Raw genomic sequence first — 20,922 nt, 5'->3', positions numbered from 1 at the left:
CCAGGTAATTGTGTCTATGTCCAATAGTCCAATCCCAAATGAGCCCATTTCAAGTTAAGCCTAAAAATACAGACAAGGAAGACAAAATGATCAGCAATTTCATAAACAACCAACGTGTTGAAAGTCAGTCAGAAAGGCAGCAGCCAGTGTTTGACCCCGCCACAGGGCAAGTACAAGACCACGTTGTGCTCAGTTCCCGTAATGAGGTCACGCAAGCTATCTCAGACGCAGAGGCGGCTCTGCATTCTTGGTCGACAACAACGCCACTTAACCGATCTCGAGTGATGTTTAAATTCAAAGCGTTACTTGAGGAAAATCGTGAGGAACTGGCCAATATCATCAGCCGTGAACACGGTAAAGTGTTTAGTGATGCGTTAGGAGAAATTACCCGCGGTTTAGAAGTCGTTGAGTTTGCATGCGGCATTCCCCATCTACAAAAAGGGGAGCACAGCTTAAATGTCGGCACTGGTGTGGACTCGCACTCTCAAATGATGCCATTGGGTGTGGTGGCTGGTATTTCTCCTTTCAATTTTCCAGTGATGGTACCGATGTGGATGTTTCCTATCGCCATTGCGATAAGCAATACCTTTATTCTTAAACCGTCAGAGAAAAACCCTTCTGCGCCATTGTTTCTTGCTGAATTACTTAAACAAGCGGGTTTACCTGACGGGGTGTTTAATGTGGTGCAAGGCGATAAAGAAGCCGTAGATACACTACTTCAAGATGCGCGAGTACAAGCCGTGAGCTTTGTTGGCTCAACCCCAATTGCTGAATATATCTATTCGGAAGGCGCAAAATATGGCAAGCGAGTGCAAGCCTTAGGTGGTGCAAAAAACCATATGGTGGTGATGCCTGACGCGGATATTGATGGCGCAGTCAATGCATTAATGGGGGCAGCGTATGGCGCCGCGGGGGAGCGTTGCATGGCGATTTCGGTTGCCGTTGCCGTAGGCAAAGAAACAGGGGATGCCTTAGGTCGCCATCTGCAGGATAAACTCGCCACGCTCAAGGTTGGACCTGGTTACGGCCAGTCGGTTGAAAACGACATGGGGCCGCTTATCACCAAAGAACATAAACAAAAAGTCTGTGGTTACATCCAAAAAGGGGTCGAGCAAGGCGCGAGTGTATTGGTGGATGGTCGAGACTTGGAGCTGGCGAAATCCAGTGACGGTTTTTTCGTTGGTGGGACGTTATTCGACAATGTCACCACGGACATGACGGTGTACCAAGAAGAGATATTTGGTCCGGTATTGTGCATTGTTCGAGTCGACAGTTATCAAGAGGCGTTGAAGATCATCAATGACCACGAGTATGGCAATGGGACGGCCATTTTCACTGCCGACGGTGATACCGCGCGTGATTTTAGCACCAATGTTCAAATCGGTATGGTGGGGGTTAATGTCCCAATTCCTGTGCCTATGGCCTTCCATAGCTTTGGCGGCTGGAAACGTTCATTATTTGGACCACTTCATATGCATGGCCCAGATGGCGTTCGATTCTTTACTCGAATGAAAACCATCACCACTCGCTGGCCTGAGTCTGATGTCAAAGTTGGCTCAAAAGAGGCGACCCAATCACAAGCCGAATTCGTCATGCCGACTATGAAATAGCGAGATAACGCATTGACGTGATGAGGGGTGCGGTAGGTTTGCTTAAATTGAGTTAGCGGTCACTAGATTGGCTAATTGAGTTTGGATTGAATCGGTTGGCGATCCTGTCCTCTTCATGTTTTTAAGTGCTCACTTTTCGTAGAAAAGTGAGCTTTGTTTAGTGACCATAAAAACAAGGAGAAGGCGATGAAAGCCATTAGCTTGATCAAGTCCCTTAGCTTAATAAAGTCCCTTAGCTTAAAACCAGCCATTAGTCTGGATAAGTCTAAAGAGACGTGGCGTCGCCCTGTTGTAAGCAGTGTTTTAGCGGGGTTATTCAGTACCTCGTTTATTGCCGCAGCGTATGCTGCACAAGGACCCGGCTTAGGTAATCTAAGTTATGGTTCATCTGAAGCATTTACTCATGTATCGAGTCCGCTTGTCGATGATACCACCAACTTTTTGCCACCTGATTACCCTGGACGAAAACATTACGGTGTCAACGTTATGACCATGCTTAATGGTTATATGGTTGGTGTATTTGCCCCCGACAGTGGCGGTGGCCCCGGTGGGTGGATTGCGCTGGATGTCTCTAACCCAAAATCCATGCAGTTAGTGAAAACGGTGTATGAGCCAGATTTAGCTAATTTGAACCGCACTGGAGATGGATTAAGAACGGCTGAGTTTAGAGAGCCACATTCGTTTGGTTTAGGTGAAAACAATACGATTGCTATTCAGACGGGTAAGGGTATTGAAATCTGGGATTGGTCTGATGTTGCAAACCCAATTCGCTTATCAAAGCTCGCGATATCAGGGGTGAACTTTGGTGATTATAACAATGTGTCGTGGCAACTTTTCTGGCAAGCACCTTACCTTTATATCGCTCGTGGTAATGCTGGGCTCAGTATCGTTAACACCAGCGACATGAGCAATCCCACATTAGTGAAAACGGTCGCAAACTCTGAACTGGGTGGCTTTAATATTGGACCATTGTTTGCGTTGGGTAACCGTATGTTTATCTCAAGCATGGAAGGGACGGCAGGTTTCTCTATGCTGAATATCGATGATCCAGTCAATCCCACGTTAGTGAAGACGGTGAATCGACTTCCTGAAAAATACTATGCGTCCTGTTGGGATGGCAAATACGCCTATTTTGGTGCTCGAAGTACCAATGATGCATTGCGCGTTTATGATACGACCACCAACCCAATGAGTTTGGTTAACGAAAAGCTTACTGGCTTTGAAAACCTTTACTGCAACGTGCAAGACAATAAATTGTTTCTGGGTAATCAAGACGACATCGCGGTGTTAGATGTGAGTGATATCAATAACATTCGCGAGCTAGGGCGAAGTTCTCTTAATGCGACGAGCAGTAACACCGATCATGGGCAAGTGTTTCCATTTGGTAACCTAGTCTGGGTGGGGAATGACCATGGGTCGGGAAGTGGGCTGATTGCTCATCAAAGTACCGCCGACCAGGTGCCGCCTTATATTTCTGCGGCCAATCCAGCGATTGATTCGACCTTGCAACCACTATCAACCCGGATTGGTGTTGCACTGTCAGACAGTGTGCTAATGGAATCAGTCAATAGTAGTTCATTTACCGTAACAAAAATTGGCAGTGTGACACCCCTTCAAGGCCAATACAGCACCAACTTAGGTTTTGTTCACTTCACTCCATCGCAAAGCCTAGAGGCGGATAGCATTTATGAAGTTGTGCTTGAAGGAATCGAAGACTTTGCTGGCAATCCAATGGCGCGCACTGAGTATCGATTTGCTACAGGCTCTCAAGTCGGGCATGACGTTTCGGTGTCGGCGAACGATAAAGTGACGTTAGGCCGTAGCGTGAGTGTTTCTGCCTCAACCGTCCCTTTGCTAGGCGGCACTGTAGAGTATTCGTGGAACTTTGGTGATGGAGGGAATTCGACGCCGTTCTCTGCGAGTGGGAATGCTGATTATGTGTATGGTCAGCCGAATCATTGGTCGGCAGTTGTGACGATTAAAGAAACCACGGTTGATGGGGTATTTGAAAGTAGCCAATCGGTGCCGATTACGGTGTACCGAGAGCCAACCGCTACCTCACCCACTGCCTCCTCTACTATTGTTGAGTCGGCAGGCCAAGTGGTGGTGGTCAATGAAGATAATGACACGATAAGTGCGATCAGTAATGTGGCGCCTTATGCTAAGTTGTGGGAAACCGCAGTCGGTGATCAGCCAAGAACCTTGGCGGTAGCACCTAATGGCAATCTCTGGGTGGTGAATCAAGTAGACGCTACGATTTCTATCGTGACTAACGCCGGACTATTTGTTGAAAATATTACTCTGCCACGCGGCTCACAACCCTATGGTATTGCCTTCTCCCCAGATGGAAGCAACGCTTTTGTTTCTCTTCAAGCAAGTGGCCAACTGGTTAAAATTGACCCAAGTTCGAAAAGTATCGTGGCGACGGCTGACGTGGGGCATAGCGCTCGTGGATTAGCGATAGACAGTGCTTCTTCTCGGGTTTTAGTGACCCGCTTTATTTCTCCGCAATCTAACGCTGAAGTGGTTGCTGTTGATGCCTCAACAATGACCGTTGACCAGAGTTACCTCATTAGCAAAGATACCACCACGGTTGATGGACCAGACAGAAGCCGAGGCATTGCGAATTACCTAGGTTCGGTAGCGATTTCTCCTGATGGCTACAGTGCTTGGTTACCATCCAACAAAGCTAACGTCGATCGCGGTGCGTATCTTGAGGGGGATGACGCGAAAGCGTTAACCTTTGAGACGACGGTAAGGGCGGTCGTGAATAGACTCGATCTTAATACCAATACAGTGATGGCGAATGCGCTTGATATCGATGACCGAGCGCAACCCAAAGCCGCCGTATTTAGTGATATTGGCGACTTGGTTTTTATTGCTGTTGAAGGTCAAAATAGTATTGAAATTCGTAATACCTTTAATCTAAATCGAGCGGGGGAGATTTTCGATACCGGGCTTGCACCACGTGGATTATTGCTATCTGGCTCAACACTATTTGTCCATAACTTTATGTCAAGAACGGTGTCTGTCCACGATGTCACCACCTTTCTTTCTGACCGAGGTGATATTTCAACACTCGCTCAGGTTTCGGTTGTGGCTAATGAAGCGTTACATCCAAGAGTATTGCGAGGGAAACAAATATTCTATAACGCCGCCGATGCCAGAATGACGCAAGATGGCTATATTTCTTGCGCAAGTTGTCACGCTGATGGCGATAGTGATCATCGAGTATGGGATTTCACAGATCGAGGTGAGGGGCTAAGAAATACTGTCTCACTTCTAGGTAAAACAGGGACTGGTAACGGTCGAGTGCATTGGACTGCCAATTTCGATGAGATTCAAGATTTTGAAAACGATATCCGTTATGCGTTTGGTGGACGCGGCTTTATGGTGGATGCCTTGTTTACTCTGGCAGAAAACCCTCTAGGCGTATCTAAATCGGGCAAAAGTGAAGACTTAGATAACTTGGCGTTCTATGTGAGCAGCTTAAACCAATTTCCGAAAAGTCCGCATCGAGAGCCTTCGGGTTTATTGACGGCTGATGCATTGACTGGCGAAGCATTGTTTAGTTCGAAAAGTTGCGATAGCTGTCACTCTGGCGTGTATTTTACCGACATGCAGCGACATGATGTTGGCACCATTGAAGCGTCATCAGGGCAAGGTATCAATGCTCCGTTAGCTGGAGTTGGCTTTGATACTCCAAGTCTTATTGGGGTTTGGAGTAGTGCGCCGTACTTCCATAACGGACAGGCTGCGACACTCGATGATGTATTGCAAATCGGGACACAGCATACGGTGTCCAATAGTACCGAAAGAGCAGCACTTGTCGCATATCTTGAGCAGATTGAATATGAAGGGCCAGACATTGTCGTCCCAGAGCCGCCACAAGCGACAGCTTATACCTACTTAAGTGACTTAAATGAATCAGCGGCAACGAATGGTTGGGGGCCGATCGAGAAAGATACCAGCGTAGGGGAAAATGCCGCAGGAGATGGGCAAGTAATCTCTATTGGGGGGAGTGAATTTAAAAAAGGCCTTGGTGTTCATGCCCATTCTGAAATTACCTATAGTCTGACCGGAGGCAATTACGACCAGTTCACGGCTTTTATTGGCGTGGATGATGAAACGGGCAGTTCAGGTTCGGTGGTCTTTGAAGTGTGGCTTGACGGCGTCATGGCCTACCAAAGTAGTATTCTACGTGGTAGCGATGTCGCTGAGTATGTGGCAGTGAATATAAGTAGTAGCGCGCAAGAGTTAAAGCTGGTGGTAAGCGATGCGGGTGATGGCGTTGGCAGTGATCATGGTTCTTGGGGAGATGCAAAGCTGCGTACCCCTAGTGATGGTACTAGCTCCGCAGTTCCTGGTCTGTTTTATGGCACGCTTTCTGGCAATATCAATGATACGGATCCCAATCCTAAATCCGCCATTACAACCAACTTGAGTGAAACCGAAGATGCCATTGCAGGCAATACTACAGAGGTGTATCTCGGTTATATCTACGATGCTGATGGGCAAATTTCGTTTAGTGAGAACAACGATGACAAGACGCGCCTTTGGATAGATGGCCAATTGGTATTAAGTAGCGATTTATGGAGTGACAGAGTATCCACTGCTAACCTGAACCTTGCTCCTGGATGGCATCAGTTCGAACTCAGATTGAGTAACGGAAGTGGAGGGAATGGACCTCATAATGGGTTTGCCTTTGCGTATGATCCCGATGGTGGAACCAATTGGATTCATCCATCGGATAATGGCACTGGTCACTTATTTATGACCGAAGACCCGGGTAGCAACCCAACGCCGTCAACGTTGATTTATTTGAGTGACCTACAAGAGGACTCGTCGACTAACGGTTGGGGGACGTTTGAAAAAGATATGAGTAATGGAGAGCAAGCCACGCAGGACGGAACGACAATCTCGATTGGTGGGCAAAGCTTTGCTAAAGGGCTTGGTGTTCATGCCAATGCTATCATTAGTTATCCCCTGCCTGCGGGTCAGTACCGTCGTTTCTCAGCCAATATTGGCATTGATGATGAAGTGGGTAATAAAGGCTCGGTCGTGTTCCAAGTGGAATTGGATGGTGTGTTGTATTATCAAAGCGCAACCCTCACGGGAACGGATGGTGTCGAGGTCGTGTCAGTTGATATCCCAGCCGATGCGACGTCTCTGACTCTCAAAGTAAACGATGCCGGTGATGGTAACGGGCACGACCATGCGAGCTGGGGGAACGCTGCACTTCTTCAAAACTAAACTCACGAGGGCTTGCTTAGGTAAGCCCTCGTTTTTATTTTATCTACATACGACGGTTGTTGATTAGAGCGAGTATTGATTAGATCAAGAGCGGATTAGAGCAAGTGTTAAGTTGCACTTACTGAACAAAAGCAATAGGCTATCTAGAGCATATTGAATACCGTTCAAGGAAGAATTCAGTTTTATGGCAACCTCTAACTCGGCAACCTCTCATTCGTCAAAATCCAGCTCAGAAAAAGCGCACTCAGTAAATGCAACCAAAGGGTCGACTTTAGAGCGAGTGCTGCAAGTGGTAGCGGTTGTTGCCAAAAGTCGTGGTCAGCTCAATAGAGAATCAATAGCAGAGCAGCTTTCTATGCCGATTGCCTCTGCCAATAAACTAATCAATCAGCTTATTTCATTAGGCCACCTGCAAGAAAACATCATCGGTCGAGTGATCGCAGGCCCCAACCTCCAATCGTTATCGCATGATATTTTAAAGAATCAGCGTTTTTCTGAGCAGCGCACATCGGTGCTGCAAGATTTATCTGACCGTATCGGTGAAACGTGTGGAATCTCAGTGCCGAATGGCATCGAGATGGTTTATTTCGAACGCGTGAATTGCAACTGGCCGTTGCAAATTAACTTGGCAGAAGGCAGCTTAGCACCGATTGCGGCTTCAGCCTCTGGCAAACTGTATCTTTCATCGCTTGATAGTACAATTCGCGAAAACGTTGTACAGCATATGGGACTAACGGAATACACGCCGAAAACCATCACTCACGAAGGTCTTTTTCTTGAAGAGCTAGCACGTATTTCTGAACAGGGATTTGGTGAAGACAACGAAGAATTTGTCGATGGCATGGTTGCTATATCGGTACCTATTGGTTCTGATGAACTCAGCTTTGGTTACTTGTTTTGCCACGCCCCGAGCTTTCGTACTTCGTTAGAGAAGTTAAAAACGTATCGACCAGAATTGCAGTCTGCGGCGAAAGAGATATTGGATTTTACTTTAGAGGAACTAAAGCGAGGTCAAGCGTAGCATCTTTGATGTGCATGGTATTACTCTTGCTTTATACTGCTTACTGCTTACTGCTTACTGCTTACTGCTTACTGCTTACTGCTTACTGCCTAGTAGGTACTGAATCAACTACAGCTGCGCTTTTCAATCCTGCAATTTAGTCATCTTTGCGATCCGCCGACAACTTCATATCTTGATAAACGGCTTCTAAACTTTGTTGCGCGATACGTAAAATAGGTAAGTAGTTTTCAAGCTCAGTGACGCTCTTACGGCTTTTCGGACAATGACAGAATAATGCGGCCATAAAGTGGCCGAATTGATCATAAAGCGGCAGTGCAATGGCCACCATGCCATCAATAAATTCTTCATCATCGACACTGTAACCACGTCGTTGAATGGTATTGAGCTCTTTTTTAAGGCTCTGGTTATCGACGATGGTGTTTTTCGCGCATTGAGAGAGCTCTAACTTACTTAAAACACGGCGAAGCTGCGGCGGTGTCAGCGTACTCAAAAATAACTTACCACTTGCTGATGCCCATAGCGGGGTTGGAAAACCAACAGGGATAACGATTTGCAGTGGCCAGTTGGTTTGGATGCGATCGTAATACACCATATGTGGGCTCGGGTCGTCGTTGGCAAGCGCCAGACCACAGGTTTCTTCAAGTTTACGTGATAGACCATGCAGTATTGCTTGGCGTTGTAACTTGTGCTGATTGGTCAATCTTACGTCCAACGCAATCGACAGCATTTGGGAACCGGGATAGAAATGACCACGTTCATCCAGTTGAACGTAGTTGGCTTCTTCAAGCTGTTGAAGTAAACGATGGCAAGTGGGCTTTGGAATACCAGACTCAAAGATGATATCAGAGGCTGCAATAGGGCTCTTTGCTTCACCAATACGCTCAATAACGTTGATAAGACGATCAACTGAATTTACTTTTTCTGACACCTTTATTTCCTTTTAATGGCGAGCCCTAAAATAACATCTGACAATAATGTGTCACTGTGTGCCATGTGGGCAGAAGCGCTTTATAGTCCCAGAGTCTTCACTGACTTTCAACTGGTTAGCGGTTCGATCGTGTGGTTCAAATGAGGTAATGCGATCGAATTAATCAAATATTCTTCTCGTCCTGTGGTTGGAGAGTCCATCATTAACAATTGTCCTGATAAAGGATATTGGCTTCTGTCTTGATCGGTGAGTTCAAAACTCGCGGTGGTGATGAATAAAGTGTCGAAGTTGTCACCTCCAAACGTACAACGAGTCGCGTGTTTTACTGGAAGGTTGATTTCGCCAATCCGTGTGGCAACGCCAATCTGTTGAGAGTCCGCGGTATAATAAGAGACCATGCCACCATCCCAATGACAGATATATAGGTTACCTTGACGATCGACGCTCAGTCCGTCTGGATACCCTTGGTTTTCGTTAAACTCGATAAAAACAGCTTTGCCGAGAATTCGACTCATGCTTTCATCTAATTGGTATTCATATACTTTCCGCTGAAACATGTTGGAACAGTAAGCGCGTTTTAGTATGGGGTTGAATGCAATACCGTTAGCCACACTAAATCCCGTGTCCATTTCTTTCGTCACGCTATCAGTTAATTGATAGAGCTTCCCATCAGGTGCGTCAAGCTGGGTATGATTCATAGATCCAAACCATAAAGTGCCAGTTGGTGAGGTTACGGCATCGTTAAGGTGGAGGTGAGCGGTCGAAAAACAGGGATTGGCAATAGGCGTCAATTTTTCAAAGTTCATTGAGCAGTAAAACAGCCCCTGCTTACTTGCGCAGACCCATCCATTGTCATCGCAACGGGCAATAGCAGTAATATCGAATGGAACATTAAATGTCGTGACTGCGCTGGTGTGGAGCACGTATTCGTAGATTACCCGACCTGCAGCTTCTATCCAAACGACGCTCTTGGTGTCGGATTTCCATATAGGGGATTCACCAATGGTTGTCATAATTCCTTTTAGCGGTTGCATTATCAATCTCACTATACTGATACTTATTGTATCAATATAGCTAATTTTATATTTATGGCAAGCTTGATTGGAGAATGTGCGAAGCCGCGCAGAGCGAAAATATGGGATGACAAGTAATGCGCCAAGTGAATGCGTGATAACAACGAAATAACGCGAATGACCATAGCGATATGAGTTGTCTATATGGCGGGTAAGCGATCTCTCACAAAGTTGTAATCCTAAATGAATTTTTGGGGGAGTGAAATCGCCCTGACGATATGTATTATTTTGTTTTATAAGGATTAATTTCAAAGTGATACGATATAACTGTTTTTTTACAATCTACTAACAAGCAAAAGAGGGGGTTGTCGTTATTATATCTCTTGTCGACAGGATGACGACCATGGTGGAACAGGAATTGCTTAAGGATTGAGCCTCTTCAGGATGAAGAGATGGCTTTAAAAGGAAAAAAGCCAAGAACGGAATTCGTAAAGGATATTGAAAGGAAGCTGTTTTACAAGGATGAGTAGCGCTCTAAGGAAGGCAGTGGAAAACTTCTGGATGAAGTGATGGGATCGCATTGAAATGATGCAAAGGACACCACTTAAGGATTGAGTGAGGCAGGCTAACGAGGACTGTTAGTCGGTTAGGACAACCAAAGTTGGACACCGCTAGGATGGCGATGAATGGAATAAGCTAACGGAGTTTAGCACTACTATCATGGACTGATGCAGGGAGCACCATTAAGTAGCTGGACTGCTGCGAGTAAACGTTATGACCCCGATGACCGCAAGGTCTCGGGGTTTTTCTTTGTCTGTTATTTTTAACAGAGTGGTTTGGATGTTTCAATGCGGTTGGGTTTGTTATTCTAGCAATAAAAAGTACGATAGATGTCATTCAACGCAGTGACTCAAAGAGACCGACTTTATGCTCAACTATATTGAACCTGTATTTCGACCGCCTTCCGAGTGGAAATCGCTAATACTGCAAGTGACGAATGGCTGCAGTCATAATCGATGTACGTTTTGTGATATGTACACTCAGCCACAGAAGAAATTCCGACCTAAAAAGCTAGAAGAAATTGAGCAAGAGTTACAAGCGATCGCTCAATCTGGCGCTCGAGTGCATCGGGTCTTCCTAGCTGATGGTGATGCCATGACATTACCGTTCCATCGTTTGCAAGCAATCTGTCAACTTATCAATCAAACCCTGCCTCAGGTGCAACGCATTTCCAGTTATTGTTTGCCGCGCAACTTAACGAATAAGACGGTAGAGCAATTAACTGAATTGCGGGCGTTAGGATTGAGCTTAATGTATATCGGTTGTGAAAGTGGTGATGATGAAGTCTTACAAAAAGTACAAAAAGGAGAGACTTTTGATTCATCATTAGCCGCGCTTAACAAAATCAAAGCGGCGGGAATGAAAAGTTCGGTGATGATTTTGAATGGTCTTGGCGGTGCTAATTTAAGTAAGCAGCATGCGTTGAACTCCGCCAAATTGATGAATGCTGCTCAACCAGACTATCTGTCAACCTTGGTGGTCTCATTTCCATTAGGGGACAAGCGTGTTGCTGCAGGTTTTGATGGTGAGTTTCGCCAATTGACCCAACCCGAGCTGTTTAGTGAAATTCAGCTATTACTCACAAATCTAACCTTAGAAAAGACGATTTTTCGCTCTGATCACGCGTCCAATTACTTGGTGTTGAAAGGTATTCTGGGGCGGGATAAGCAAGCTTTGTTGCAAAAAGTTGAGTTAGCCATTAATCACCCCGATCAGATTCCACTGCGTCAGGAATGGCAGCGAGGTTTGTAGGTGAGAGAGTTTTACTTACTGTTATGTCGGTTTTTACACCGCCCTTTTTTAAGGGCTGTGTTGCGTTAATTGCCCTGTATTTCCTGTTAAGTCATTGATCTTTTAAGTTGATGTGTTTTCTTTCTGATTGTTATTTCGTTAATTTTACAATCTGTTTTTTGTAAAATTGACAGTGTGAAAATTTCGTTGTGAAATTGTTACTTAAAAAGCGCTATGCTGTTTAACAAGCAATAACGTAGACGAGAGACAAGCGTTGAGGGTACTTGCTTAAGGTGTTATCCATTAGCTTTGAAGGAATAGACTATGAATATGCAGACATTCGATAAAACAGAACAAAACAACCCACATAATTTTATCGCTGAAGCCGTGTTTGCCGTGGAAATGGTCAAATCCAACGAGCAGACACAAAAACAAATAAAAGCGAAACAGCTTCTTGATACGTTGTTTCCACTGGAAAATGGATCTCATGAAGATGTAGTCAGTTATGAAATCGACTACCGCCATGTACAGGCTTACTTTAAAAATGGTCAGCACAGTGGTCTAAAGCACGCTAGACGCTTTGTTGCTTATGCTTAGGTGATAAATGCTCACCAGATTCCATTTTACTTCGAGACGAAAGCGGTACTCATGTTGAAGTGACGATGGGTCGCCGTACAGGAACTGGGCGCCTTGAATTAGTTGCTATTGATGATGTTCAACTTGAAACTTGTACCACGTTTGGACAAGCGGAAGGGCATAATGGCACAGGACTTCGTCATTGGGTAAGTTTGGTTAAAGGGGATGAAAAGTGTCGCCCGAAAGCCAGCAATGAAGACAAAGAATACACCGCGAAAAACGGTGAAGATTACAGCTTAGGGTTTGCGTTCTCCTTCTAATATTTATTCAATCTATTGCTATGTTGTTTCATAAGGAGCCAAAGAATCTTTTTCTGGCTCCTTTCTTTGGTTTGTTTTCTTTGTTTATTACCAACGCTTTTGCCAGAGGATTAGTGTTGAAGAGCAATAACAAAGCAAAGACGTTGATTAATCAGTTGCATGTTGGACTTTTGTTGTGAAACCATTAAATGTGAAGGTTGATGTATAAAAAGTAATCTTAGTGTCTCGGTTGAAATGTTTTATTTATCTAAGGATGGCTATTAACAGTTTGATCTTTAATTCATTTTTATTGTTTTTGCTCATTCGTATCCAGATGCGGAAGGAGGTTGATTTTTGTTCAGGTTTCAAACTAAGTATCAGCTGGGTCCCCTGAAGTTTACGCATTGTTAAATCTCCTAATCACATCGACATGTCCGGCCATCTTCCTGTATTCTCGCACTTATTAAAAAACGCCGTGTTTCGTCCGTCATTTTCACAGTTTCAGGAACCCATATCGTGACCGATTATGTAACCATTGATATACCTTTTGAATCACGATATCAGTGTTGGTTTTGTGGCGAACCTAGCAATGGGACGTTGCGGTGTCCTCAGTCTGGTGGTCATGCTCAGCTAAATGGCCTTGAGCTGCCAGTGTGTACCGAATGCGTATCTTTTGTAGACAAACGTTCCGATATGACGATTTGGCCACTTCGTCTACATATTAAAGACCGTCTTCTTAATAAATATGCGAAACACCTTGGTATCGGTGTAATTTGGACTAAAGAAGAGCTAGAGCAGTCGCAATTAGAAGGGGCGATTTTTGAAGGTTTTCGAGCCAGCGCGTGGAAAATGTATGAAATAGCTCGTGAAAGAATTGATTTCCAAGGCTGGGCATTGACAGTGGATGGTAACGCCGTTGAGTCATTGGATGACACCTTCTTTTTTGAGTTTCAAGGCACTCGGTTTCTAAGTGTCGAGTCAGCGGCGGCTTACTATGTTAAATCTGAAGGGCTAGATGAATCGTTGTTGTTAGGGTTGCTCGATATTCTTGGTAAGGAGCAGTTTGAATACGGTTTACGAATTACACGGTTAAATCCAAGGCCGACAAAAAAACGAAGAAACCAATTGCTACGTGAGGTGGAGCAACAACGCAGAGAAACAGACAGAGTCGCAACTCTATCAAACTCGCGGGTGAATGATGTGGATATTGGTGCGATTCGACTAGGTTGTATTGAACAGTGCAGTGATTGAAGTTGAAGCTATCACATGGGTGATGGGACGGGCAATCACGACACTTAATGAACTGTCGCGCTTTGAAGATTGCTTTTTCGAAGAGCATGAGCACTTAGGTGGCCCGAGAGCGTTTCAATTGTTTGATAGTATTCAATTATATTTGCAGGCCCGTGAGGATCAAACGTGGGCTGAAAAGTTAGATCCAATACGGTCTTTTTGGTCTCAATTATGCTGCTAGTGTCGTGTTTTTTAGCCTCAATATTTACCCTCTCCTAATGGTGACACGACCATGGTTTTGCCGTGTGGGTTAGATGATCATCATCAACCCGAGTGTGCTTAAAGGAGCAGAATTGGTACATTGAGTGTAAATGATCGATTGAACAAGAACTTAACCGCTGATGACAGCCTGCCACAACATCCCATACATGCCCCCTCTATGACAAACCCATACACGTAAAGACCTGCCTTTTATTTGTGTTTTTTATAATATTTACGTCTATATTTTAAAGGCTTATATATCGCATTGATATTTACAGAGAATTGACGTACTGCCGTTTAGTCTCGAGTTTATTTTGCGTAAAGTTCACAGCCAAAAACATAACAGCGATACGAAAGATATCCGGGAGTCAGTTCAGCCAATGCTAACAACAATCTTAAGTTTTGATCGAGAAGGGGTAAGCGCCTCGGAGGTAGAGCGTTCACACCGAATGGCGGGTATCTGGTGCTTCGTGTATGCGGTTGCATGGGCTTTAGTTTCTTATCAACTCGATCCTGCCGTACCTTATGATGCGGTTGAAGCCTTAAACTGGGCTAGCAACGGTGAGTGGGGGAGCCCAAACAACCCGTGGTTCGTTGGGTTTTTTGCTCGTGTTCTTCTCGTGTCTCCTTCAACCGAGTTTGCCTCTGCGTTTTGGTATGTCGGTCATTTCAGTGTGATTGCTTTAGGTATGCTAGGTTGTTACCGATTGGCGTACAAACTAACCGATTCCGTCGCTCTAGCATGGTTGGGGCTATTAACGCTGAATCTTTCTGGTGTCATTAACTTTGAGGCAATCCCATATAACGACAATTACTTGTTGTTTGGCTCTTGGTCATGGTTATTGTTGATGTTTACCAAAGCGGTATACGAGAATCCAAAGTGGTGGCTTCCTTTTGGTATTTTGGCTGGTTGCTCTGCAATGGCGAAATACACCACTTTCGCGCCAGTCGCGATGGTATTTATTGTGAGCCTAGCAGTACCAAGTGTACGTAAGGCGTGGAAGCAACCGATGTTTTATGCAGGTATTGCGGCGTTTATTGCTCTAGTACTGCCAAACTTCTTCTGGTTATTTGCTAATAACTTCTCTTCACTTAAATGGGTCAGCGGGCAGGTGTCGGCCCAGTTAAGCCCTGGTAGTTGGTTGGCACTGCTTTCTGTGTTTTATCCATTTATTCTGCTAGCTGGCCTGTTGGGGAAGAACGCGTTTCGCTTGCGATCTTCCATTCCGGAGAAAGTGTGGTTAAACACATTTGTATTACTTGCGCCGTTAATTGTCATCATGGGTTGGTTCACCTTCCATAAAGGTGGACGTTTGGTGGAATGGTTACACCCATTCTTCATGCCTGCACCTGCTGTGTTAGTGGCTTATTTATCAACGCAAATTCACGGTCAACTGCGCGGGGCTTTTAAAGTCCTGTCTGTTATGGCGCTAGTGATTATTACCGGTTATGCGTCGGTGATGATCTTTAACGTGAAGAATGCTGGCCAAGACTTTATTGGTATTAAGACACTGAGCAATCAAGCAAAGCAGTATTGGGATGAAAATAGCGACTCAGAGCTTACGTTAGTGGGCGGCAGTGAGCTTTCTGAATGGCTGACGTTTTATATCGCGCCACATCCAAAAATGAGTAATCAATGGAATAACGACACGTTACCCAACGTTTATAACCGCCACATCACTGCAGATAAAATTCGTGAGCAAGGTGTGCTGCTACTCGGTTATGCCGGACAAGGTTGTCATGATGGGTCGTTTTCTCGATTCACTAATGAATGGCCTCAGTTTGCCGTTGATGTTCAAAAAGAAGTGATATTTCAAGACTCACCACAAGAGCCAGAAGAGCCGATCTGTATTGGTGTGGTAAAGCCGCAGTAAATCGATGCAATAGCGGCATGAATACTGACAGAGAATAGATACGGAAAGTAAAAATGGCTCGTTTAAATAACGAGCCATTTTTGTATCTATGGATTCTTCAGTTCCTTGCTAACGGTATTGAGCGCGTGTCTTCGTGCAGTTTTTAAGGATGAAGCTTTAAAGGAGGAAGCCGTCTGTTTAGGTGTGTGTTTACGCGACGCGGATCCCTTCTAAGTGTTGCTGGCATTGCTGTCTAGCGGTGGAAAAAAACGCTTGCAGGTAATGCTTGTCTTTTTCGCTGTGTCTAACCGCCGCATACAACCTTCGCCAGAGTCCTTCGCCAAGTGGTTTACTGGTAATTAACCCTTGTCTTGAGAATTCGCTCACCGCCCAATTTGGTAGCGCTGCCACCCCAAGGCCTGCAGAGACCATTTGAATCAGCATTAAGGTATTGTCTGCTTGTTTCCATCGTTGTGGTTCTACCCCTGCAGGGGTAAGGAAGTGCTTCACAATGTCGAGACGCTGCTTCTGCACTGGGTAAGTGAGCAACGTTTGGTCGGCAATGTCATTGGGTTCAATGCGATCTTTCTCGGCTAGAGGGTGTGAAATTGATGTCACCAAGCGCATTTCAAAATCGAATAAGGCTTCGTAGTGCACTTCTGATCGTGGTTGGATATCGGAGGTAATAACAAGGTCGAGTTCGCCTGCGACTAATGCAGGTAGAGGCTCAAAGCCAAAACCAGACGAAAAATCTAACTCCACGTGTGGCCAAGCAAGCTGATATTCTTTGAGTGCTGGCATGAGCCATTGAAAGCAAGAGTGGCAGTCAATCGCCATGTGTAGACGACCATGTATATCTTCTCTTAATCCCGCTAATTCGCCTTCTGCTTGCGCGAATCTCGGTAATATTTCATTGGCGAGCTTTAACAAAATCTCGCCCTCTGAAGTAAATTTCACCGGGCGAGTTTTTCGAATAAACAGCGGGGCACTGATCCTTGTTTCTAGATCTTTAAGTTGATGGGAGAGTGCGGACTGAGTCAGGTGTAGTGAGGTTGCTGTCGCAGTAAGCGACCCTGTATCCCGCAATGTTGCTAATGTTTTTAGATGCTTAAGCTCTATCATGACTGTCCCTAATCTTTATCCCTGTGGACTAACTTAACGCGATTTCTTCTATAAGTAAACGTCTAGACGGCTATAACTCATTCCTAATGGTGTTGAAAATAATTCATAATCAAGGTGAATTAATTGGAGTTGTTTCATATTGGGTGGTGCGGGATAGTTTAGACATCTGGACTGCTTAATAAGGACTACCATCATGACAACCACACATATTTTGGGTTACCCACGAGTTGGTGAAAAACGCGAGCTGAAATTTGCACTTGAACAATATTGGAAAGGTGCGACTGACGTGAAAGAACTGCAACAAGTGGCGGCTGGGATTCGTAAAAAGAACTGGTCACTTCAGAAAAATAACGAGCTGTCGTTTGCTACGGTGGGTGATTTCGCTTGGTATGACCATGTATTAGGAACAAGCTTGTTGTTGGGTCATGTCCCTAAGCGCCATCAACGGGGCTTCCCTGATCTTGATACGCTATTTCGCGTTGGTAGAGGCCAGTCGCAAGCCAGTTGTGGGTGCTCAGGTGAAGCCGCATCAGACATGACCAAATGGTTTAACACTAACTATCATTACATCGTGCCGGAATTCACTGCCGATGATAAGTTTGAATTGAGCTGGACTCAGTTATTTGATGAGATTAGTGAAGCGAAGCAGCAAGGTCATAATGTTAAGCCAGTATTGCTTGGGCCGTTGAGTTATTTGTACCTTGGTAAAGAAGTAGAAGAGGGCTTTGACCGATTAGCGCTGCTGCCAAGACTGCTTACCGCTTACCAAGCTATTTTCACCAAATTTGAAAAGTTGGGTGTGGAATGGGTACAGATTGATGAACCTATATTGGCGCTTGAGCTTGAGCCCAAGTGGTTAGATAGTTTTAAACTGGCCTATCAAGTCATTAGAAGCGATGTAAAGGTGCTACTCACTACGTATTTTGATTCTATTGTTGATGTACTACCAACCATTACCAAGTTGGATGTTGATGGCCTACATATTGATTTAGCGGCCGCGCCTGAGCAACTTAATGACGTCGTGAAAGCATTGCCAAGCCAATGGGTGCTATCTGCCGGTGTGATCAATGGTCGCAATGTTTGGCGAGCGAATCTTCATAGTAAGCTGAATGGTTTACGTGATGCGAAACAGCAACTGGGTGAGCGACTCTGGATAGCAACGTCGTGTTCTTTGTTACACAGCCCGGTAGATTTAGACCTTGAGACTAAATTATCGGAAGAAACGAAAAACTGGTTTGCTTTTGCTAAACAAAAAGTGGCGGAGGTCAGTTGGCTCTCTAGGGCGCTTGAAGGCGATGAAAAAGCGGTTGAATATTGTGCTCAGTACAGTCAGCCAATTATTGACCGTGAGCTCTCTACTTGGGTCAATAAGGCAAGTGTTCAGCAGAGACTCGCTGGGTTGAACGCGAACGATGCCAAACGTAGTGCGGTGTACGCAGAGCGTGCTCATCACCAAAAAGAAGTACTTCAACTGCCATTGCTGCCAACGACCACGATTGGCTCATTCCCACAAACCAGTGAAGTTAGGCAAACTCGGGCCGCGTTTAAGCGAGGTGACATTACGTCAGCACAATATAAAACGGCGATTCAAGGGTTCATCCAAGACACCGTGAAGCGTCAAGAGGAGATAGGCTTGGACGTGCTGGTTCATGGTGAAGCTGAACGTAACGATATGGTGGAATATTTTGCAGAAAATTTGTCTGGTTTTCAAACCACGCAATTTGGTTGGGTACAGAGCTATGGCTCACGTTGTGTAAAGCTGAGCCATTGTCGTTGCTGATATCGAGCGTGAAGCCCCAATGACGGTGGATTGGACTTGCTATGCGCAGTCGTTAACGGAAAAACCGATGAAAGGGATGTTAACCGGATCGGTCTCCATCTTATGCTGGACGTTCCCGCGTGAAGATGTGACGAGAGAAACCATTACCAATCAGTTGGCGTTTGCTTTGCAAGATGAAGTGTCCGATCTTCAAGCCGCGGGCATCAATATCATTCAGATTGATGAACCCGCTATTCGCGAGGGGTTACCGTTAAAAACCAGAGATCATGCAGAGTACTTAGACTGGGCGGTAAATGCTTTTAAAGTTTCAGCGGCCAGTGCGAAGCCTGAAACTCAAATACACACACACATGTGCTACAGCGAATTCAACGAAATCATTGATTCGGTCGCCGCTTTGGATGCTGACGTAATTACTATTGAAACGTCTCGTTCCAATATGGAACTGCTAAATGCGTTTGAAGCCTTTAATTACCCCAATGAAATTGGTCCAGGTGTCTATGATATTCATTCACCTAACGTGCCTGACGTGGAATGGATTGAGCAGTTAATTGAAAAAGCGGCGACACGTATTCCGGTCGAACGTTTATGGGTAAACCCAGATTGCGGGCTGAAAACGCGTAACTGGCAAGAGACGGAAACGTCGTTGAAGCATCTAGTGGAAGCCGCGAAGCGTTTACGTACGACACTGGTATAGCGAGGTTTCGGTCATGCTTATATCGTAAAATTAAAAACGGCTTGCATCTGCAAGCCGTTTTTATTGGTATTTCAAACACGCCATTAAGCAAGCTTATTAGCTATTAGCTATTAGTCATTAGCTCGTTAAGCATTTCGCCAACCGTCTTATTTTGTTGCGGGTTGAGCAGCAGACTTGGACGGTTGGTTACAATATTGCTTAGTCACGACTTGGTCGACCATCATTTGTCCGCGAGTATTCCGCATCATAATGCGATAAGTCAGCCCTAAGTCGAGATTGGCTTTCACTTCCCTGTCGGTACAGTAAAAGTTCATGCTGTTATGCAAGACTTCATCAATAGGCTTAGCACCACGAGCATCCGTGTTATAGAGCATCATAATCTCAACCATGCCTTTATTCGCGGAAGCTTTCATGATGGAAAGAGGACCATGCTCGATCGGTAAACCAGAAGATAAAATACTGGCTCGGCTTTGCGCGAGCATTTCTAACTGACGTTGCTCATCGTCACCTTTGCTTGAACAGCCAGCAAGTGAGGTAAGGGCAGCAAGTGATAACCAGATGACGCGACTTTTTAAAAGAGATTTCATGATATTAGAATACTTTTTTAAAAGGTTTTACGATGACGTTTTGGTACACGCCAGCATCGATATACGGGTCACTGTCGGCCCACGCTTGTGCATCTGCTAAAGAGTTAAACTCTGCGATGACGGTGGAACCAGTAAAACCTGCATCGCCTGGGTTATCGCTGTCAATAGTACAGCATTGGCCCCGCAGTTAACAGGCGTCCTTCATCTTGAAGTTGTTGCAGCCTAGCGAGGTGTTGAGGACGAACACTCATACGTTTCTCAAGTGAGTTCTCTACGTCTTGAGAAAAATGACATACCACATATTTGGTTCCTTCAAATCATTAAGTCGTGACAAATGGTGCGGTTATATCGTTAGCGATGGGTCGTTCCGCTCTTTGACGACGGAAACGTAACTTGGCTTTTGCTAACGTACAGAGAAAAATAACGCGCACGATACCTATGGCTATACGATGTCACTTTTTAGCGTAAAAGTCATCGTCCACTGATGCTTAATTTGGATTAATTGGACGTGGTCTCCCATTTCCGTCAATGGCGACGTAATGAAATGTTCCTTCGCAGACTTGATAACGCTCGCCAACACCTTCTACCGTCACTGGTTTAACCCAAACCTCAAGGTTAATAGACATTGAGGTGTTGCCGATTTTTGTGCACTCGCCATAGCAGCAAACCACATCACCTACTTTTACTGGATGTTTAAATGTGATGCCTGATACGGACACCGTGGCGATTCGACCGTGAGAGATTTCTTTTGCAAGAATACCGCCAGCTAAGTCGAGTTGAGACATGATCCAGCCGCCAAAGATGTCACCGTTAGCGTTGGTGTTTTCCGGCATTGCCAGCGTTCGGATGATTAACTGACCTTTAGGAGTGGTCGTAATTGTATTTGTCATGATGATAAGCTTCC

Annotated in this window: 11 protein-coding genes and 3 pseudogenes; 8 read left to right on the top strand and 6 right to left on the bottom strand. The window is 45.2% G+C overall.

Annotated features, from left to right (window positions below; genetic code table 11):
* Positions 1 to 86: 86 nt before the first annotated feature.
* From AC0L66_RS11490 to AC0L66_RS11480, 3 genes are all read left to right on the top strand, one after another.
* Positions 87 to 1,610, top strand: a complete 1,524-nt coding sequence (locus AC0L66_RS11490) for a CoA-acylating methylmalonate-semialdehyde dehydrogenase (protein ID WP_473567388.1) — start codon at positions 87 to 89, stop codon at positions 1,608 to 1,610.
* A gap of 186 nt (positions 1,611 to 1,796) precedes the next feature.
* Complete coding sequence (locus AC0L66_RS11485; RefSeq protein ID WP_473567386.1) at positions 1,797 to 6,863, top strand: NPCBM/NEW2 domain-containing protein; 5,067 nt, start codon at positions 1,797 to 1,799, stop codon at positions 6,861 to 6,863.
* Between the two features lie 184 nt (positions 6,864 to 7,047).
* Positions 7,048 to 7,884, top strand: coding sequence for an IclR family transcriptional regulator (locus AC0L66_RS11480; protein ID WP_265675588.1), 837 nt, complete (start codon positions 7,048 to 7,050; stop codon positions 7,882 to 7,884).
* A 136-nt stretch (positions 7,885 to 8,020) separates the two neighbouring features.
* Here the strand turns inward: AC0L66_RS11480 and AC0L66_RS11475 are convergent, their stop codons facing one another.
* On the bottom strand, positions 8,021 to 8,812 hold the full coding sequence (locus tag AC0L66_RS11475) for an IclR family transcriptional regulator (protein WP_265675587.1): 792 nt from the start codon (positions 8,810 to 8,812) through the stop codon (positions 8,021 to 8,023).
* Positions 8,813 to 8,919: 107 nt separating this feature from the next.
* Positions 8,920 to 9,825 (bottom strand): SMP-30/gluconolactonase/LRE family protein, encoded by a 906-nt coding sequence (locus tag AC0L66_RS11470; protein WP_473567383.1) that lies wholly within the window; start codon positions 9,823 to 9,825, stop codon positions 8,920 to 8,922.
* Positions 9,826 to 10,752: 927 nt separating this feature from the next.
* Between AC0L66_RS11470 and AC0L66_RS11465 the strand changes: the two genes are divergently transcribed.
* The 4 genes and pseudogenes from AC0L66_RS11465 to AC0L66_RS11450 all read left to right on the top strand — a co-directional run bounded on the left by AC0L66_RS11465 (position 10,753) and on the right by AC0L66_RS11450 (position 15,856).
* Complete coding sequence (locus AC0L66_RS11465) at positions 10,753 to 11,637, top strand: radical SAM protein (RefSeq protein WP_265675585.1); 885 nt, start codon at positions 10,753 to 10,755, stop codon at positions 11,635 to 11,637.
* 303 nt (positions 11,638 to 11,940) lie between these two features.
* A pseudogene (locus tag AC0L66_RS11460) lies at positions 11,941 to 12,512 on the top strand (aldolase/citrate lyase/malate synthase family protein).
* A 495-nt stretch (positions 12,513 to 13,007) separates the two neighbouring features.
* A complete protein-coding gene (locus AC0L66_RS11455) occupies positions 13,008 to 13,742 on the top strand; it encodes a hypothetical protein (protein ID WP_473567381.1) in 735 nt (244 codons plus the stop codon).
* Positions 13,743 to 14,362: 620 nt separating this feature from the next.
* Positions 14,363 to 15,856 carry an ArnT family glycosyltransferase gene (locus AC0L66_RS11450; RefSeq protein ID WP_473567379.1) on the top strand — a complete coding sequence of 498 codons (1,494 nt, stop codon included), beginning with the start codon at positions 14,363 to 14,365 and terminating at the stop codon, positions 15,854 to 15,856.
* 189 nt (positions 15,857 to 16,045) lie between these two features.
* Here the strand turns inward: AC0L66_RS11450 and metR are convergent, their stop codons facing one another.
* Positions 16,046 to 16,957 (bottom strand): HTH-type transcriptional regulator MetR, encoded by a 912-nt coding sequence (metR, locus tag AC0L66_RS11445; RefSeq protein ID WP_265675581.1) that lies wholly within the window; start codon positions 16,955 to 16,957, stop codon positions 16,046 to 16,048.
* A 193-nt stretch (positions 16,958 to 17,150) separates the two neighbouring features.
* Between metR and metE the strand changes: the two are divergent.
* Positions 17,151 to 19,431: pseudogene (gene metE, locus AC0L66_RS11440) on the top strand (5-methyltetrahydropteroyltriglutamate--homocysteine S-methyltransferase).
* Positions 19,432 to 19,577: 146 nt separating this feature from the next.
* Here metE and AC0L66_RS11435 read toward each other — a convergent pair.
* The 3 genes and pseudogenes from AC0L66_RS11435 to yciA all read right to left on the bottom strand — a co-directional run bounded on the left by AC0L66_RS11435 (position 19,578) and on the right by yciA (position 20,908).
* Complete coding sequence (locus AC0L66_RS11435; protein WP_265675580.1) at positions 19,578 to 20,018, bottom strand: GspS/AspS pilotin family protein; 441 nt, start codon at positions 20,016 to 20,018, stop codon at positions 19,578 to 19,580.
* Between the two features lie 4 nt (positions 20,019 to 20,022).
* Positions 20,023 to 20,319: pseudogene (locus tag AC0L66_RS11430) on the bottom strand (YciI family protein).
* A gap of 187 nt (positions 20,320 to 20,506) precedes the next feature.
* Positions 20,507 to 20,908, bottom strand: coding sequence for an acyl-CoA thioester hydrolase YciA (gene yciA / locus AC0L66_RS11425; RefSeq protein ID WP_265675578.1), 402 nt, complete (start codon positions 20,906 to 20,908; stop codon positions 20,507 to 20,509).
* Between the last annotated feature and the right edge of the window lie 14 nt (positions 20,909 to 20,922).

This window comes from Vibrio sp. GJ43-1 (assembly GCF_055808835.1).
This window is presented reverse-complemented; position numbering and strand designations above follow the sequence as displayed.

Bases quoted from the DNA above. Each gene is read 5' to 3' on its own strand.
- AC0L66_RS11450 (WP_473567379.1), top strand. From the start codon at position 14,363: ATGCTAACAACAATCTTAAGTTTTGATCGAGAAGGGGTAAGCGCCTCG.
- AC0L66_RS11490 (WP_473567388.1), top strand. From the start codon at position 87: ATGATCAGCAATTTCATAAACAACCAACGTGTTGAAAGTCAGTCAGAA.
- AC0L66_RS11480 (WP_265675588.1), top strand. From the start codon at position 7,048: ATGGCAACCTCTAACTCGGCAACCTCTCATTCGTCAAAATCCAGCTCA.
- AC0L66_RS11485 (WP_473567386.1), top strand. From the start codon at position 1,797: ATGAAAGCCATTAGCTTGATCAAGTCCCTTAGCTTAATAAAGTCCCTT.
- AC0L66_RS11470 (WP_473567383.1), bottom strand. From the start codon at position 9,825: ATGACAACCATTGGTGAATCCCCTATATGGAAATCCGACACCAAGAGC.
- metR (WP_265675581.1), bottom strand. From the start codon at position 16,957: ATGATAGAGCTTAAGCATCTAAAAACATTAGCAACATTGCGGGATACA.
- AC0L66_RS11435 (WP_265675580.1), bottom strand. From the start codon at position 20,018: ATGAAATCTCTTTTAAAAAGTCGCGTCATCTGGTTATCACTTGCTGCC.
- AC0L66_RS11465 (WP_265675585.1), top strand. From the start codon at position 10,753: ATGCTCAACTATATTGAACCTGTATTTCGACCGCCTTCCGAGTGGAAA.
- yciA (WP_265675578.1), bottom strand. From the start codon at position 20,908: ATGACAAATACAATTACGACCACTCCTAAAGGTCAGTTAATCATCCGA.